This is a genomic window from Asticcacaulis currens (genome assembly GCF_028550395.1).
In the GTDB taxonomy this organism is placed as follows: Bacteria; Pseudomonadota; Alphaproteobacteria; order Caulobacterales; family Caulobacteraceae; genus Asticcacaulis; species Asticcacaulis currens.
Window position 1 is genome coordinate 32458 of record NZ_JAQQKW010000006.1, and the last position, 16656, is coordinate 49113.

A 16656-nucleotide genomic window follows, 5' to 3' on the forward strand; every position below is an offset into this window, starting at 1 on the left:
ACACCATGACCGATAAGCTGCGCTTCTACCTCGATGGTGAGATCGTCACCCTGTCCGGCATCGACCCGACGCAAAGCGTGCTCGACTGGCTGCGCTACACGGCGCGGCGCACCGGCAGCAAGGAAGGCTGTGCCGAGGGCGATTGCGGGGCCTGTACGGTGCTGGTGGGCGAGTTGGAAGGTGAGCGCCTAAACTGGCGCGCCGTCAATGCCTGTATCCTGTTTCTGCCCATGCTGGACGGCAAGGCGCTGATGACCGTTGAAAGCCTGAAAGGCGCGCATCCGGTACAATCGGCAATGGTTGATTTGCACGCCTCGCAGTGCGGTTTCTGCACGCCGGGCATTGTGATGTCGCTGGTCGGGCGTTCAATGGGGGCGTGCGGCACGCTGGGCGCCGATCCGGCGGAGGTGCTGGCCGGAAACCTGTGCCGCTGCACGGGCTACGGCCCGATCCTCAAGGCCGCCGAACAGGTGGCATCAGTGCCGTTTGACGACGCGCCCGTCCGTGAGGCGCTGCAAAAGCTCCACCGCGACACCCTGTTGGTCCTCAGCTACGAAGACCCGCTGGCCGGGCTGACGCGCCGGGCCTATGTGCCGTGCAATGTCGATGATCTGGCGGAAATCCTTATCGAAAACCCCGATGTGCGGCTGATCGCCGGGGCGACCGATGTCGGCCTGTGGGTCAGCAAGCAGCACCGCGTCCTGCCGGAAGTCGCCTTTATCGGTCACCTGATGCGCGACATCGAGGGGACGGCGCAGGGCGTGCGGCTGGGGGCCGGTGTGCGCTATTCTGAGGCGCGTGCGGCGCTGGCCGACCTGTCGCCCGATCTGGGCGAGCTGATCCGCCGCATCGGCGCGGTTCAGGTGCGCAATGCCGGCACCATCGGCGGCAATATCGCCAATGGCTCGCCCATCGGCGACATGCCGCCCGCCCTGATCGCGCTGGGGGCCGAACTGACCCTGCGCCGGGGCGAGACGCGCCGCACCCTGCCGCTGGAGGCCTATTTCCTCGACTATGGCCAGCAGGACCGCCAGCCCGGTGAGTTTGTCGAAAGCGTCTTTGTGCCCGCGCCGAAAGCCAGTGATGTGGTGCGTATCGTCAAGCTGTCGAAGCGTTTCGATTCCGATATTTCGGCGGTCTGCGCCGCCGTGCATCTGCGCTTTGACGGGGCGGTGGTGCAGGGCGCGCGGCTGGCCTTTGGCGGTATGGCGGGCACCCCCAAACGCGCTACGCACGCCGAGGCCGTCCTGACCGGTCACCCGCTGGCGCCGGAGCGGCTGGCACTGGCGGCCGAGGCGCTTCGCGCGGATTTCACGCCGCTCAGCGATGTGCGCGGGTCTGCGGACTATAGATTAACCGTCGCCGGTAATATTCTGAAAAAACTGTGGTTTGACATTCAGGGTCAAGGCGGTGATGTGCTGGGGGTGGCGCATGGCTGAGCACGCTCACACCCCCCCACCTCATACCCCAAAAGTCCATACCTCAAAGGTCCATACGTCTCTGGCCCACGACAGCGCCCCCCTGCACGTCAGTGGCACCGCCCTCTATGCCGATGATGTGGCCGAACCGGCGGGGATGCTGCATCTGGCCTTTGGGCGCGCCCCGCACGCCCACGCGAAGATCGTAAGTCTGGACCTCAGCGCCGTGCGCGCCGCGCCGGGCGTGGTTGCCGTCTTCACTGCTGCCGACATCCCCGGCGACAACAATGTCGCGCCGGTGGCCAGGGATGACCGGCTGCTGGCCGCCGACGAAGTGGTGTTTATGGGCCAGCCGGTGTTTCTGGTCGCCGCCACCTCGGCCAAGGCCGCGCGTGTGGCGGCGAAGCTGGGCCGCATCGACTACGAAGCCTTGCCCGCCCTATTGACCATTGCCGAGGCCAAGGCCGCCCACAGCCTGATCGAGGCGTCGCAGGTCATGCGTCGCGGCGATATGGCAGAGCTTGCGGCCGCACCACATCGGATTCAGGGGGCCCTGGAGATCGGCGGGCAGGACCATTTCTACCTCGAAGGCCAGATCAGCGTTGCCACGCCGATGGAGCAGGGCGGGGTGCACCTTTTGTGTTCGACGCAGCATCCGTCCGAGGTGCAGCATCTGGTGGCACACCTTCTGGGCGTCACCTCCGCCGATGTGACGGTGGAAGTGCGGCGCATGGGCGGCGGCTTTGGCGGCAAGGAAACGCAGGCCTCGCTGTTTGCGGCGGCAGCGGCTTTGGTGGCGGCCAAAACCGGTCGCCCGGCCAAGTATCGCGCCGACCGCGACGAGGACATGAAGATCACCGGTAAGCGGCATGATTTCACCGCCAACTACGACGTGGCCTTTGATAACGAGGGGCGCATCCGGGCGCTGCGGCTGGAGCTGGCTTCGCGCTGTGGCTGTTCGACCGACCTGTCGCCCGCGATCAATGACCGGGCCATGTTCCACGCCGATAACTGCTATTTTCTTGAAAATGTTGAGATTGTCTCGCATCGCTACCGCACCCATACCGTTTCCAATACCGCCTTTCGCGGCTTTGGCGGGCCGCAGGGGATGCTGGCCATCGAGCGGGTGATGGACGCCATTGCCCTGCATCTGGGGCGTGATCCGCTGAGCGTGCGCCAGACCAACTTCTACGGCCCTGAGCGCAATCTAACGCCGTATCAGATGGCGGTGACAGATTTCGTTGCCGACCGCCTCGTTGAGGAGTTGAAAACCGCCGCCGATTACGACGTCCGCAAGGCTGAGATCGACGCCTTCAATGCGTCGCATCCCTATCTGCGGCGCGGCATTGCCTGCACGCCGGTCAAGTTCGGTATCTCCTTTACCACCAGCCACCTCAATCAGGCCGGGGCCCTGGTCCACGCCTATGTCGATGGCTCGATTGCGCTCAATCACGGCGGCACTGAGATGGGGCAGGGGCTGAATACCAAGGTGGCGCAGATCGTCGCCGACGTCTTCGGTCTGGGGCTGGAACGTATTCGCATCACGTCAACGCGCACGGACAAGGTGCCCAATACCTCGGCCACAGCGGCCTCCTCAGGGACGGACCTCAACGGCTGGGCGGCGTGGAACGCGGCCACTACCATCCGCGAACGGCTGGCCGAACTGATGGCTGCACGCAACGACGTGGCGGCGGACAGCGTGGTGTTTGAAGGCGGCGTGGTGCGCGCGGGTGACGAGGTGCTGGGCTTTGCCGAGGTCTGTCGGCTGGCGCATCTCAACCGGATTTCGCTGTCGGCCACGGGCTTCTACGCCACGCCGAAAATCCATTACGACCGCAAGACGCACACCGGGCGGCCCTTCCTCTACTTCGCCTATGGGGCAGCGGTGTCAGAGGTGCTCATCGACACCTTTACCGGTGAGCATAAGGTGCTGCGCGCCGATATCCTGCACGATGTCGGACGCTCCATCAATCCGGCGCTCGATCTGGGTCAGATTGAGGGCGCCTATTTGCAGGGGCAGGGCTGGCTGACCTTTGAGGAGCTGGTCTATGACGCCAAAGGGCGGCTTCTGACGCACGCCCCTTCGACCTATAAGATCCCCTGCGCCTCCGACCGGCCGGCCGTGATGAATATCCATCTGTGGCGGGCGGGCGACAACCGCGAACCGACCATCCACCGCTCCAAGGCCGTAGGCGAGCCGCCCTTCATGCTGGCCAACAGCGTGTTTTCGGCCCTGACCTGTGCGGTGGCGGCGGCAACCGGCGACCCGCGCCCGACGCTCGATGCCCCGGCGACGCCGGAACGTATCTTGCGGGCGGTTAAGGGGAGCAGCCTGTGAACTGGGTCGCCAAAGCCCTTGATCTGCTGGCTAAAGAGCCGCTGGCCATGGTCTCGCTGCTGGCCGTCGAAGGTTCGACGCCGCGCGAGGCCGGGACGCGGATGCTGGTCACCGCAAAGGCCATCTACGGCACGATTGGCGGCGGCAATCTGGAGTTTCAGTGCATTGATCAGGCGCGGCTGGCCCTGAAACACCCCCCCGGCACCTGGCGCATTCAGGACTATCCGCTAGGGGTGCTGCTGGGGCAATGCTGCGGTGGCCGGGTGCGGGTGATGATCGAGCACCTCGACCCGGCGGAGACGGACTGGCTGGAGGCCGTGCGCGGCCTTGACACCTTTACCTTGCGCAGCGATCTGCACGCCGGTGGGGTCCGCCGTCGCCTGAGCGAAGCGGTGCCCAATCTGTCAGCGCGCGGCCCGGTGCCGGTGGTCGGGGATCACCTGATCGAGCGCTTGGGTCAACCGTTGATGCCTGTGCTGATGTTCGGCGCGGGCCATGTCGGCATCGCCATTGCGCGCGTGCTGGAGGGCCTGCCGTTTCACCTGCGCTGGTGCGATGACCGCACCGATGTGCCGGAAGGCGTCCTGATTGGCGATGCCCAGACCCTGTGTGCCGAGGCCGAGGCGGGGACCGGCCTGACCCTGATCCTGACCCACGACCACGCGCTCGATTATGAACTGACCAGAGCGGCACTGCGCTCGCCCGCGCGGTTTATCGGCCTGATCGGCTCAGCCACCAAGCGCGCCCGCTTCTTCAGCCGTTTGCGCAAGGACGGCTTTGCCGAAGACCAGATCGCGCGTATCACCTGCCCCATCGGTCTGCCCGGCATTACGGGCAAGGCCCCGGAGGTGATCGCGGTTGCCGTCGCCGCGCAGTTGCTTCAAATTACAGATAAAATCCGCACCCTGACCGAGGATACCCGTCATGACCAAACCCTTCCCGTCGCTTGACGCCTTTATCGCCGGTCTGCCCAAGGCCGAACTGCACCTGCATATCGAAGGCTCGCTGGAGCCGGAGCTGATGTTCGCGCTGGCGCAACGCAACAAAATCGCCCTGCCGTTCAAATCGGTCGAAGAGGTGCGCGCGGCCTACGAATTTTCCAACCTTCAGGACTTCCTCGACATCTACTATCAGGGGGCCGATGTCCTGCGCACCGAAGACGACTTCCACGACCTCGCCAAGGCCTATTTCGACCGCGCCCACGCCGACAGCGTGCGCCACGCCGAAATCTTCTTCGACCCGCAAACCCATACCGACCGCGGTATCCCGATGTCGGTGGTGATGGACGGCCTGACCTCGGGCATGAAGGCGGCCGAAGCCGAATACGGCCTGACCTACAAGCTGATCCTGTGCTTCCTGCGCCACCTCGATGAGGACGCGGCCTTTGCCACCTTAAAGGCCGCCGAGCCGTTTCTCGACCGCCTGACCGGGGTGGGGCTCGACTCGTCCGAAGTCGGCCACCCGCCATCGAAATTCGCCCGCGTGTTTGAGGCCGCCGGCGCTCTGGGCCTCAAGAAAGTCGCCCACGCCGGCGAGGAGGGGCCGCCCGAATACGTCCACGAAGCGCTGGATATCCTCAAGGTGGACCGCATCGACCACGGCAACCGCTCATTGGAAGACGCGCACCTGACTTCGCGGCTGGCGCGTCTGGGCCTGACGCTGACCGTCTGTCCGTTGTCGAACCTCAAACTGTGCGTGGTCAACGACATGGCGCAGCACCCCATCCGCACCATGCTGAACAAGGGCCTGCGCGCCACGCTCAATTCCGACGATCCGGCCTATTTCGGCGGCTATGTGAACGACAACTATCGCGCCGTGGCGGCGTCGGGTTTGGTCGATCGCGACGACCTGATCACGCTGGCACGCAATTCGTTTCTGGGGTCCTTCCTCAGCGATGCGGAGGTGTTTAAGCACCTCGATGCCATCGACACGTACACAAGTTAAGCACCTCCCCTGATTTCAGGGGAGGGTGGCCCGAAGGGCCGGGTGGGGTTATGCCCCCCTCAAGAGCGGATTTCGTTCAAATTGAATCGAAAATCCGCTCTAAGCTTTTGTTAGGTTGCGCATTTTATTCCGAAAACCGTGGCACACTTTTCGGAATGCGCTTTAACCCCCCTCCGGCTCGCCGACACCTCCCCCGTAAACAGGGGAGGAGGAAAGAAAAATGACCACACCCCGTTCTTTCAAAGGCACCTTCTTCCATGCGCCCGTCTGCGGCGGCATTGAGGTCCTGCGCGACACCCTGATCCGCTGCGACGCGGAGGGCCGAATCCTTGAGGTGCTGCGCCCCGACGCGCCGACCTATGCCGAAGCCCTGTCCGAAGAGCGCGTCGCCGGGCGGCTGGAAACCCTGCCTGAGGGCACCTACGCCCTGCCGGGTTTTTGCGACCTGCACATCCACGCGCCGCAGTGGCTGCAACTGGGCAAGGCGCTGGACGTGCCGCTGGAGGTCTGGCTGCAAAAACACACCTTCCCGCTGGAAGCGCGCTATGCCGACCTGTCCTTCGCGCGCCGTGCTTACGAAGGGCTGGTGGACGACCTCCTGTCGAACGGCACCACCACGGCCCTCTACTTCGCCACCCAGCATCAGGACGCCACGCGCCTTCTGGCCGACATCTGTCTGACCAAGGGGCAGCGCGCCCTGATCGGCAAGGTGGCGATGGACAATCCGGAGCAATGCCCGGACTTCTACGTCGAATCCACCGACGCCGCCCTGCGCGGCACCAAAGCCTTTATCGACCACGTGCGCAGCCTCAACAGCGACCTTATCAAGCCGGTGGTCACGCCGCGCTTTATCGCCTCGTGCACCGATGCGGCGCTGGAAGGGCTGGGCGACATCGCGCGCCGCTGCGGCTGCCACGTTCAGACCCACTGCTCCGAAAGCGACTGGGAACACAACTACGTCCTCGACCGCCACGGCCGCGAAGATACCGACAGTCTGGACCGCTTCGGCCTTTTGACACGGCACACCGTGCTGGCCCACGCCAACTTCATCTCCGACGCCAATATGCAGACGATCCATGACCGCGGCGCCGGCGTCGCCCATTGCCCGCTGTCCAACTACTACTTTTCCAACGCCGTCTTCCCCCTCAAACGCGCGCTGGAAAAGGGCGTGCGCGTCGGGCTCGGCACCGATATTTCGGGCGGGCCGTCGGCCTCGATCTATGACAATATGCGCTGGGCCGTCGCCTCGTCCCGCGCCCTGCACGACGGCGTCGATGCGCGCCTGCACTGGGACAACCGCGGCATCCGCGACAGCCAGATTGACTGGCGCACCGCCTTCTACCTCGCCACCAAAGGCGGGGCCGAAGCCCTGGACCTGCCCGTCGGCAGCTTTGAGCCCGGTCGCTATTTCGACGCGCAACTGATTGATCCGCAAGCGCCAACGGGGACCATCCGCCTGATGGACGACCTCGATAGCGACGCCGATGTGCTGCAAAAAATCGTCTATACGGCCTCAAAAGCCAATATCGCGCGCGTCTGGGTCGCGGCACAATGCGTCGTTGGATCGGTCTAAGGATTCCGGGGTCAGTTGACCCCGGACCCCGGACCCCGGATATGAGGGCGCGATTGCTTAAGACTGAGTGTGAGGTGGGGCAGGTTTAGCCACGAAAAGCACAAAAAGCACGAACGCGAGCCTGTGGCACAGGCCTGCGCCTGACGTATCAAATGCTGTGTTTTGCCACGCAAGATTTATAGAAACCACAGATGACACAGATTTCACAGATTATCCGTGTCTGTGTCACGCAGAGGCGCGTAGCGCCAATCTGTGCCATCTGTGAAATCTGTGGTTCAAAATCTTTCGGCGCGCAGCGCCCCTCACTCGCGCAGGCCGCACAAAGGTCAGGCCCCTGCGGGCCAGGCGTTTCAGCACAAAGAGGTTCGTGGCGTTCGTGCCGTTCGTGGTGACTCCTTCACCCCGTATCCAGCGGGAACAGATCAGGCCACAACAGGTTGAGATCCGCGCGGCTAAACTGCTTGAGCCCTTTCAGGATCGTCTCCCGCGTCTCGCCCCTGGCATAAAAGGCTCTGAGCCGGTCACCGTGGATGATTTCCACATCCTCGTCATGGATCAGACCGAAATCGTGGTACGCCAGCAAGGCATCTTGCGGTCGGGGGATGGCCACTGTGTTCAGGACGCGCTCACGCAAGGCCGCCTCCTGCGGCGTCAGGGGCCGCGAAGGCGGCTTGGGCATCCGAGGTTCGCGTTTAGCCTCCGCCGGCGGTACGGACGCGGGTTGAGGTTTGGCTTCGGGATGTGGCTCGGTCCGGGCGCGCGCCGCGGCCCTCATCCGTTCAATCTGCGCCTTGAGTTCACCGACGGGATCGCGGTCCAGCCAGTGGCCGGGTTCGTCGGGCGTATTTTTCAGCTTTTGATTGTCAACGGAGGCGATGGGGAGCCTATGGGCCTGCGTCTCGGACGCGTCGCAGCGGGCATAGAGACGCTCGATCATCAGCACCGTGCGCATACCCTTGGTGACTTCGTCCGGCGTTTCGGGCGCGTCCATCGCGGTCAGCGCCCTCAGCATCCGGTCCGCATAGGCACGCAAATGCGCGCGCCGCTGTTCCGGGGTCAAAGGGGCTGCCATGTCCGTCGTCTCGGTCATGCGCCCAAGGGTAACCGCGCTTTTTCCGGTGGGGATAGATTTCGCGCCCCTAAACCGGGTGCAGGGGCCGTGCCCCTGCCCGCCGGAGGCTCTTGAACGGCCAAACACATCGGCCAAAAATCAGATAGAGAAACTGACACCACAGCCGCAGGACGATTTGGCCTGCGGATTGAGGATTTTGAACTGCGCGCCGACCAGTTCTTCGACATAGTCGATGATAGACCCGGCCAGCAGGGGGGCCGAGACCTCGTCGATCAGGGCCTGAGCGCCATCATAGGCGATGACGGTATCGCCGTCTTCGGGGGCTTCGACCAGATCGAGCTGGTATTGGAAGCCGGAGCAGCCGCCGCCTTCGACGGCGACGCGCAACAGGATCGGGTGCCCGGCGTCGGCGGACAGGCGGTTGAGGTGGCGCGCGGCGCTGGCGGAAAGCGTAATCGGGTTCATGGGCGCAATATAGCGCGGGGCGGGCGTGAGTTTTAGGGGGCTCAGTTATTTTTTGTCATGAATTTGCATTGCAAATTGGCGCGGAGAGGGGGATTTAGGGCGTGAACTCCACTGCGAAAGTCCGATCCCTGTGCACGATCCGCTGATCCTGACGCTTGCGCCCTATAGCGAAAACCACAGCCGCTCCCGCGGACGGTTGTACAGCGAGCCGGACAGCCTGACGCGCACGGCCTTTGCGCGGGATCGTGACCGGGTGATCCACTGCACGGCCTTCCGGCGGCTGAAGGGCAAGACGCAGGTCTTTGTGGCCGATAAGGGCGACTATTTCCGCACGCGCCTGACCCATTCGATCGAGGTGTCGCAGGTGGCGCGCTCGCTGGCGCATACGCTGGGGGCCGATCAGGACCTGGCCGAAACCATCGCCCTGTCGCACGATCTGGGCCATTCGCCCTTCGGTCATGCGGGCGAGGACGAGTTGCACAAGATGATGGAGCCGTGGGGCGGCTTTGACCACAACGTGCAGACCTTCCGCATCGTGACGCGGCTGGAGCATCGCTACCCGGCGTTTGAGGGGCTCAATCTGGCCTGGGAAACGCTGGAAGGGGTGATCAAGCACAACGGCCCCGTGGCGCACAAGCTGGGTAAGCCGGCGTGGAAGTCCGTGGCCGATTTCAGCGATTTCTGGGATCTGCGCCCCGAGACCTATGCGTCGCTGGAGGCGCAGATTGCGGCGATTTCCGACGACATCGCCTATAATAATCACGATGTGGACGATGGGCTGAGGGCCGGGCTGTTCACGCTGGCCGATCTGCGCGACATTCCGCTGATCGGGCCGGCGATTGCCGAGGTGGAAAAGGACTGGCCGCTGATCGACCAGCGGCTGCTGCGGCTGGAGGCCATCCGCCGCGTGATCGGCTTTATGATCCGCGATGTCTGTCTGGAAACCGAGCGACGGTTGAAAGAAGACGGCATCGAAACGGCGGAAGATGTGCGCCGCGCCGGGCGTCAGATGGTGGCCTTTTCGCGCACGGTCAACGAAGACCTGTCGCGCCTGCGGGCCTTTCTCTATGCACGCATGTACAAGCACTATACCGTCAACCGCCACCGTTCGCAGGCACGTCGCGTGCTGAGCGATCTGTTCCGGCTGTTTATGGAGGAGCCGGAGGTGCTGCCGCCCAACTGGTACGGGCGGGTGTGCACCAAGGACACCGAAACCCAGCGCGCGCGCGTGGTCTGCGACTATATTGCGGGCATGACGGACGCCTACGCCATCGAACAGCACAAGCAGTTGTTCAGTATTTCATAGGGGACGACTCTATTCGACAGCGAGGAAGTTACCCCTTCGGCTCCAGCAGGTCCCACAGATTGCCGAACCGGTCGCGGAACACCGCCACCGTGCCATAGGCTTCGTGGCGCGGGACCTCGGTGAAGACCGCGCCCGCTGCCTCGAACCGTGCATGGTCGCGGGCAAAGTCGTCGGTGAACAGGATCAGAAAAACGCGGCCGCCGGTCTGGTTCCCGATGGCGGCGCGTTGGGCCTCATTCGAGGCCTTGCCCAGCAGCAGGCGCGTTTCGCTCGAACCGGGCGGGGCGATCAGCACCCAGCGCTTACCGCCGCCCAGGTCGCTATCCTCGATCAGGTCAAAGCCCAGCCCGCCACAGTAATGGGCGATGGCCTCATCGTAATCGGGCACGACAAGGGTAACGGCGGCGATGTGGCTCATCTTGAGGATTTCTTGACCAGAAACATGGCCGCGTCGGCTTCGGCGATCCATTCTTCGGCCGAGGCCTGCCCTTCGTAGGCGCGCACACCGAACGAGCCGCCGACGCGCAAATACAGGCCCTGATGCTCAAAGGTCGCGATATTCAGCTCGGCCTCCAGCTTCTGCGCCTTGGTGCGGGCGACGGAGAGGTCGGCGTGGCGCAGCAGGATGGCAAATTCGTCCCCCCCTAGACGCCCCACCGAATCGCCTTCGCGCACATTGGCGTTCAGCCGTTCGGCAATATGGATCAGGGCCTTGTCACCGGCGGCGTGGCCATAGGTGTCGTTGATAGCCTTGAAGCCGTCCAGATCGAGATAGATCAGGCAGGCCGGATCGCCATAACGGCGGCTGTCACCCATGGCGCGGCCCAGATCGCGCAGGAAGGCGCGCCGGTTGAGGGTCGGCGTCAGTACATCGTGGTCAGCGTGTTGCTCGGCCAGTGCCACCTGCTCGCTCAGGGCCTTGATATCGGCCTTGAGGCGGATGTTTTCGCGGATCAGGCTGTCGATCAGAGCCCGCGCGGCCAGAGGCCATTCGTCCCCTGTCTGGGGCTCTGGCACCTGGGGTGTGGCGGCAGGGGGCGCGACGGGGCGAGGGGCACCCCCAAACTGGCTTTGCAGCAGGGCCTGCATCGACGCCGTTAGTCCGCCCGCGGACAAGGCGGAGGGCTCAGAATCGGCAGAGGCTGAGGGCGGCAAGGCGGTCATGCGGCCAAGATTAGCGGCGTTTGGGGCGCGAGGCGAGTGCTATTTGCACAGACGCCCCTTGCAGGCCGGGGCCTAATCCTATAGTTCGCGGCCTTTCAGCTTTCGGAGGTGGGCATGACCGCGTCGAAACCCAGAGTCGCCATCATTATGGGCTCGCGCTCGGACTGGCCGGTCATGAAAAAGGCCGCCGAGGCGCTCGACGGCCTAGGCGTCACCTATGAGGCGCGCGTCGTCTCGGCGCACCGCACGCCTGAGCGCATGGTCGCATTCGCCAAATCCGCCAAGACTGAGGGTTTTCAGGTCATTATCGCCGGCGCCGGTGGCGCGGCCCACCTGCCGGGCATGACGGCCTCGCTGACCCCGCTGCCGGTGCTGGGCGTGCCGGTGCCAGTGCGTGACGGGTTGAAAGGCCTCGATTCTCTCCTGTCGATCGTCCAGATGCCGGGCGGTGTGCCGGTCGGCACGCTGGCGGTTGGGGAAGCGGGTGCCAAGAACGCCGGGCTTCTGGCAGCGCAGATTCTGGCCCTGTCCGACCCCGAACTGGCGATCCGCGTCGAAGCCCTGCGTCAGGCGCAGACCGACGGCGTGCCCGATAGCGTTGAGGACTAAACCATTGAAACCGCTGCCTTTGGGGTCAAAAATCGGCATTCTGGGCGATGGTCAGTTGGGGCGTATGCTGTCGCAGGCGGCGTCACGGCTGGGCTTCAAGGTGGTGGTCTATGGTCCGGACGCCGAATCGCCGGCGGCCAGCGTCTCGGCGGTGTCGAAGGTGGCGCGCTATACGGATGAGGCGGCGCTCGACCGCTTTGCCGCGGCGTCGGACGTGATTACGTTTGAATTTGAAAACGTGCCGGTCGCTTCGCTCGACTATCTGGTGTCCAAAGGCGCGAAGGTCGCCCCCGATGCGCGGGCGCTGGGCATTACGCAGGACCGTATCCTCGAAAAGCGCTTTGCCCGCAGCGTCGGCATCGGCACGGTCGATTTCTATGAGATCAACAGCCTTGACGATCTCGAAAAGGCGATTGCAGCCAACGGCTTGCCCGCGCTTCTGAAGACGCGCCGCGAAGGCTATGACGGCAAGGGTCAGGTGTGGATTCGCGCCGCCGAAGAGGCGAAAGCGGCCTTCGACAGCCTCAATGGCCGCCCGGCGATTCTGGAGGCCAAAGCCGATTTTCAGCGCGAAGTCTCGGTGATCGCCGCGCGCGGCTACGACGGTACGGTGAAGACCTATCCGGTCGGGGAAAACCACCACGTCAGCGGCATTCTTTCGACGACTCTGGCCCCGGCGGTGGTGTCGGACACGCTGAAAACGCGCGCGGAGATGATTGCCAGGAAAGTGCTGGAAGGCCTTGATTATGTGGGTGTTCTGGGCGTCGAGCTGTTTGTGCTGGAAGGCGATGCGCTGATCCTCAACGAGATCGCGCCGCGCGTACACAATACCGGCCACTGGACGCAGGACGGCTGCCTGTGTGATCAGTTCGAGCAGCATATCCGCGCCGTCGCTGGCTGGCCGCTGGGCGACACCACAGCGCGTTTTCAGGTCGAAATGACCAATCTGCTGGGGCCGGATGTGCTGGCCTGGGAAGCCCTGTCGCAGGAGCCGGACTCACGGCTCTACATCTATGGCAAGGATGATCCGCGTCCGGGCCGCAAGATGGGCCATATCAACCGGTTGAAGGCGAGTCTCTAGCGGCTGTGCCGCCCCCTCCGTCATTTTGCCGATGGCAAAAATCCACCTCCCCACCTTCGGTAGGGAGGAGATTAAGCCGCGGCCCCAAAGCGCAGCTTGCCCAGACATTCCACAGCCCCCAGAAGCGCGTCTTCCGGCTTCAACGGCAGTTTGGCCTTGAATTTTTCAAACGCCATCACCTGCTCGATATTGCGGGCGATCTGTTCGTGCTGGGCCTCGACCCCTTGCGTCAGGCGCGTCATCAGGGCCGTCGCCAGAATCCCCGACACGATGGCGCGTTTGGAATAGTGGTTCTCGTCCAGCGCCTTATCTCCCGCCTTACGCCATACAAGGTCAGCCGAGTCCCACAGCAGGCTGCGGTACAGCCCCAGATGCTGCGGCAGGCACAGGTGCCCGATCAGGCGGTGCGTCGCGCGCTCATCGGCGCAGGCGGCATCAATGCGGCGGTTGAGCAGGAAGCCGATGCGTTCACGCACTTTCATAGCAGACAGTTGGGCCGCAACCTCATCGCTCTCAAGCGCGGCGTCGCCCTGACGCCAAAGGATCGCGGCGACGTCTGACGGTCCGTTGGGACAGATCAGTTCGATTTCGGCGGGGCTGAGCCCGATTCGCGCTCCTGCCACGCGCACGGTGACGCGGGTCAGGCCCAGATCGGGCATCCGTTCAGCACAGGCCGAGGCCAGTGACTGTTCCAGTTCGGTAAGGGCATTTGCGGACATGGCCGCAGAATAGGCCCAAGCCCGCCCCGCGCCAAGACCAAATCGCGCCTGCGTCAAAAGGCAACAGCCTGATAAAATGTTTAATCCGGCGTTTTTCAAAGGCGGTGCGGCTTGAATTGGGCGCGGGCTTGATGTAATGGCTTCGCCCACACGCCCGCAGACCACGGTTTGCGGGCAGCTTGTTTTCACCCTCCGCCCTTTTATGGCCCGAACTTCAAAAGGGCGAGGCGGTCCGTCGCAAGGCTTTACGGCCCGGCGGAACAGACAGAATGGAGAGATACCTCTGGTACAGATCTTTGTCCGCGACAACAACGTCGATCAGGCCCTGAAGGCGCTGAAGAAGAAGATGCAACGTGAAGGCTCCTTCCGCGAAATGAAGCGTCACGTCCACTACGAAAAGCCGTCGGAAAAGCGCGCTCGCCAGCAGGCCGAAGCCGTGCGTCGCGCCCGCAAGCTGGCGCGCAAGCGTCTGCAACGCGAAGGCGGTGCGACCACGAGCCGCTCGAAGTAAGTCTTACGGACAATTGCCGTTCGATAAAAAAGCGTCGAAGCCTCAGGCTTCGGCGCTTTTTCCTTTTCGGCACTTTTTGCATTGCAAAATCTGTTTGCCGCGGCATGAATGGCGGCATGTGGGGTAAGTCGATGAAACACCAGAAAGACACGCAGCCGAACGAGGCGCTGATTGCCATTCGCACTATTGCCATGCCGGCAGATACCAATCCGGCCGGCGATATTTTCGGTGGCTGGCTGATGTCGCAGATGGACCTCGCGGCCGGAAACGTGGCCGCGCGCCGCGCCGTCGGCCGTGCCGCCACCATCGCGGTTGAAGGCATGACCTTTCACACGCCGGTGCGCGTAGGCGACGAAGTGTCGGTCTATGCCGAACTGATCTCGACCGGGCGCACCTCGATGAAGATCCACGTACAGGCGTGGCGGCGCTCACGCGACTCCGACGTGCGCATCAAGGTGACCGATGCCGACTTTACCTTTGTCGCCATCGACGAAAACGGCAATTCGCGCCCGCTGCCCCTGCCGTGAGTTAAGGCATAGCCTTGCGCAGGGCTTCGTTCATGCGGCTCTGCCAGCCCGCCCCGGTGGCCCGCCAGGCCGCCAGAACATCGGCGTCCAGCCGAAGATGCACGGACTGTTTCGGTGTCTCCAGCGGCGGGCGACCACGCCGGATAGAGGCCGCCAGTTCCGGGAAGACCTCAGCAAACGGCCGCATATTGGCAAGTTCTTCATCGGTTGCCTCTGGCGCGTCTGGGTCAGAAGCGATCATGGCCTGAATGCGCGCCTCTTCTTCGTCCGTAATCGGTGGAATTTTAGTCTTGGGCATAGGCGATTCTTTCTTTCTTGCTCGCCGGACGCATCGAAATGACGTGTAGCGCTTCGGTGCCCAGCGGGCGGAAGATAACGGCAATAATAACCTGTCCTTCAAACTCACCGATAGAGCGGTTGCGGCCATATTTAGCGCTCATAACCTTTGAGGCTTCGAAAAAGCCGATCGTCAGGTCGGCAAAATCCAGCCCGTGCTTTTCGAGGTTTCTCAGACGCTTCGGTTCGTCATAGAGGATCAGCATGATTATTGTGTACACGTTAATTTGCAGCGGGTCAATTATCGTGTCGTAACACTGTCTTTATAAAGACGTTGACCAAAGCCGCGCGCCTTGTCATTTTCTCCGCCAATCAGGGAGGCGGCTATGGCCAAGGCATCGGTAACGGACCGGCTTGTTGCATGGTTTACCGTGTGGGACGAAGACAAGACGCGCAGCGTGCTGAATATCACGCTGGCCGTGCTGACCGGCCTTCTGTTCGGCATGGTGCTGGATACCATCCTGCGTCAGGTGGGAAACTATATGTTTCCGCCGCCACCGACCTTCGATATGGCGACGCCTGAGGAGATCGCCAAACTCCTCGATACCATGCCCCCTGACGCCTACATCATCAAGATCGTGTCCTGGGCTCTGGGCACGTTCGGCGGGGGCTATCTGGCCGTGCGTATGGCTAAGGTTGGGGCCTTTCCGGCATGGATCACCGGTGTTCTTCTGGTGGCCAGCTATATGATCCATATGACCTTCATCCCGCACCCCACCTGGGTGGTGATGATCTGCCTGCCTCTGTGCGCGGTTTCGGCCTTTGCCGCCGGACTGCTCGGCAACTATATGCAGTTGCGCCAGACGCGGCGCTGAGCCTACCTTCAACGGCCCGATACGGTCAGCCTCTTCGACCGTTTCTCATTTGGACCTGGCGTCGATCCGGAGCAGGGTCGGGGTCTTGTCCAGCGTTACGCGCGCCGCTGTACTGTGCGCCGCTGGTTCAAACACAGGATGCCCGTCCCTGGTTTTAGGAAGTGCGGCGGCCTTGCCATCGGCGGCCACGGCCTGTCCGCTCGACGCCCCCACAAAGACAATGCGATCAAGATTGGGCACGGCGAGGCTCATGACACCGGCGGCCTTTTTGGCTCCGGCGTGCGCCTGATCGACGGCCTTTTTGAGATCCGGGGCGGCATAGGCGGTGGCGGGCGGCAGGGCGGCCGCGATCAGCAGGTTCAGGCCGATCTTGCTGCCGTCGGGGCGCGTGACGGTCACCGGGGCCTTGGCCTTCAAAGCGGCGACGGGGGGCAGGGGCGTCAGGGTGTTATCCGCCGCCACACCCAGCGGCGTTTCGCCATTGTGCTTCAGGACCAGCTTCACATCCGACAGCCGGGCCCCGGTAACCGACAGCCGGTAGGCCAGACGAAAGTGCGTGCGCTCCGCAGCGGGCAGATTCAGATAGTTCAGCAGAAACGGAAAGATGTCGGTGCAGGGCACGTCCTTGGTCTCGGCCCGCGCCGCCCCCGCACCACTAAGGGTGAGGGCGACGGCAGACAGCACAAAGCCGCGACGATGGAGAAATGACATGGAGGCCCCCTTGAGAACGAAACGATCCCGAACCTTCGTTCGGGATCGCGGCAAAATCACGGCCATA

The 16656-nt window shown here is 63.3% G+C and carries 19 protein-coding genes; 11 read left to right on the top strand and 8 right to left on the bottom strand.

Annotated elements, in window-relative coordinates; translation table 11 throughout:
• Positions 1-5: 5 nt before the first annotated feature.
• From xdhA to guaD, 5 genes are all read left to right on the top strand, one after another.
• On the top strand, positions 6-1439 hold the full coding sequence (gene xdhA, locus PQU94_RS11185; RefSeq protein ID WP_272741552.1) for a xanthine dehydrogenase small subunit: 1434 nt from the start codon (positions 6-8) through the stop codon (positions 1437-1439).
• Positions 1432-3756 carry a xanthine dehydrogenase molybdopterin binding subunit gene (gene xdhB, locus PQU94_RS11190; protein WP_272741553.1) on the top strand — a complete coding sequence of 775 codons (2325 nt, stop codon included), beginning with the start codon at positions 1432-1434 and terminating at the stop codon, positions 3754-3756. Before xdhA ends, xdhB begins: the two co-directional genes overlap by 8 nt.
• Positions 3753-4706 carry a xanthine dehydrogenase accessory protein XdhC gene (gene xdhC / locus PQU94_RS11195; RefSeq protein WP_272741554.1) on the top strand — a complete coding sequence of 318 codons (954 nt, stop codon included), beginning with the start codon at positions 3753-3755 and terminating at the stop codon, positions 4704-4706. Before xdhB ends, xdhC begins: the two co-directional genes overlap by 4 nt.
• Positions 4681-5700, top strand: coding sequence for an adenosine deaminase (locus PQU94_RS11200; RefSeq protein ID WP_272741555.1), 1020 nt, complete (start codon positions 4681-4683; stop codon positions 5698-5700). Before xdhC ends, PQU94_RS11200 begins: the two co-directional genes overlap by 26 nt.
• A gap of 220 nt (positions 5701-5920) precedes the next feature.
• Positions 5921-7273 carry a guanine deaminase gene (gene guaD / locus PQU94_RS11205; protein ID WP_272741556.1) on the top strand — a complete coding sequence of 451 codons (1353 nt, stop codon included), beginning with the start codon at positions 5921-5923 and terminating at the stop codon, positions 7271-7273.
• Positions 7274-7670: 397 nt separating this feature from the next.
• Here guaD and PQU94_RS11210 read toward each other — a convergent pair whose 3' ends face one another.
• Together PQU94_RS11210 and PQU94_RS11215 are read right to left on the bottom strand one after the other, a co-directional pair.
• A complete protein-coding gene (locus PQU94_RS11210) occupies positions 7671-8345 on the bottom strand; it encodes a hypothetical protein (RefSeq protein WP_272741557.1) in 675 nt (224 codons plus the stop codon).
• Between the two features lie 138 nt (positions 8346-8483).
• Positions 8484-8810, bottom strand: a complete 327-nt coding sequence (locus PQU94_RS11215; protein WP_126423551.1) for a HesB/IscA family protein — start codon at positions 8808-8810, stop codon at positions 8484-8486.
• Positions 8811-8940: 130 nt separating this feature from the next.
• Between PQU94_RS11215 and PQU94_RS11220 the strand changes: the two genes are divergently transcribed.
• Positions 8941-10116 (top strand): deoxyguanosinetriphosphate triphosphohydrolase, encoded by a 1176-nt coding sequence (locus PQU94_RS11220; protein WP_272741558.1) that lies wholly within the window; start codon positions 8941-8943, stop codon positions 10114-10116.
• A 28-nt stretch (positions 10117-10144) separates the two neighbouring features.
• On the opposite strand, the gene PQU94_RS11225 is transcribed toward PQU94_RS11220, so the two are convergent.
• Positions 10145-10534: a VOC family protein gene (locus PQU94_RS11225; protein ID WP_272741559.1), complete on the bottom strand. Its 390-nt coding sequence runs from the start codon at positions 10532-10534 to the stop codon at positions 10145-10147.
• Positions 10531-11280, bottom strand: coding sequence for a GGDEF domain-containing protein (locus tag PQU94_RS11230; RefSeq protein WP_272741560.1), 750 nt, complete (start codon positions 11278-11280; stop codon positions 10531-10533). The genes PQU94_RS11225 and PQU94_RS11230 overlap by 4 nt, the downstream gene beginning before the upstream one ends.
• A gap of 114 nt (positions 11281-11394) precedes the next feature.
• Between PQU94_RS11230 and purE the strand changes: the two genes are divergently transcribed.
• A complete protein-coding gene (purE, locus tag PQU94_RS11235; protein ID WP_272741561.1) occupies positions 11395-11889 on the top strand; it encodes a 5-(carboxyamino)imidazole ribonucleotide mutase in 495 nt (164 codons plus the stop codon).
• 4 nt (positions 11890-11893) lie between these two features.
• Complete coding sequence (locus PQU94_RS11240; RefSeq protein WP_272741562.1) at positions 11894-12970, top strand: 5-(carboxyamino)imidazole ribonucleotide synthase; 1077 nt, start codon at positions 11894-11896, stop codon at positions 12968-12970.
• Positions 12971-13041: 71 nt separating this feature from the next.
• On the opposite strand, the gene PQU94_RS11245 is transcribed toward PQU94_RS11240, so the two are convergent.
• On the bottom strand, positions 13042-13689 hold the full coding sequence (locus PQU94_RS11245; protein ID WP_272741563.1) for a COQ9 family protein: 648 nt from the start codon (positions 13687-13689) through the stop codon (positions 13042-13044).
• Between the two features lie 202 nt (positions 13690-13891).
• On the opposite strand from PQU94_RS11245, the gene rpsU reads away from it, so the two are divergent.
• Both rpsU and PQU94_RS11255 read left to right on the top strand, forming a co-directional pair.
• Positions 13892-14200 (top strand): 30S ribosomal protein S21, encoded by a 309-nt coding sequence (gene rpsU, locus PQU94_RS11250; protein ID WP_272741564.1) that lies wholly within the window; start codon positions 13892-13894, stop codon positions 14198-14200.
• Positions 14201-14331: 131 nt separating this feature from the next.
• Positions 14332-14727, top strand: coding sequence for an acyl-CoA thioesterase (locus PQU94_RS11255; protein WP_041659479.1), 396 nt, complete (start codon positions 14332-14334; stop codon positions 14725-14727).
• 1 nt (position 14728) lies between these two features.
• Here the strand turns inward: PQU94_RS11255 and PQU94_RS11260 are convergent, their stop codons facing one another.
• Together PQU94_RS11260 and PQU94_RS11265 are read right to left on the bottom strand one after the other, a co-directional pair.
• Positions 14729-15025, bottom strand: coding sequence for a BrnA antitoxin family protein (locus tag PQU94_RS11260; protein ID WP_272741565.1), 297 nt, complete (start codon positions 15023-15025; stop codon positions 14729-14731).
• Positions 15012-15284, bottom strand: a complete 273-nt coding sequence (locus PQU94_RS11265) for a BrnT family toxin (protein ID WP_272741566.1) — start codon at positions 15282-15284, stop codon at positions 15012-15014. Before PQU94_RS11265 ends, PQU94_RS11260 begins: the two co-directional genes overlap by 14 nt.
• 105 nt (positions 15285-15389) lie before the next feature.
• On the opposite strand from PQU94_RS11265, the gene PQU94_RS11270 reads away from it, so the two are divergent.
• Positions 15390-15878, top strand: coding sequence for a hypothetical protein (locus PQU94_RS11270; protein WP_272741567.1), 489 nt, complete (start codon positions 15390-15392; stop codon positions 15876-15878).
• Positions 15879-15923: 45 nt separating this feature from the next.
• On the opposite strand, the gene PQU94_RS11275 is transcribed toward PQU94_RS11270, so the two are convergent.
• Positions 15924-16589, bottom strand: coding sequence for a hypothetical protein (locus PQU94_RS11275; protein ID WP_272741568.1), 666 nt, complete (start codon positions 16587-16589; stop codon positions 15924-15926).
• Positions 16590-16656: the final 67 nt, after the last annotated feature.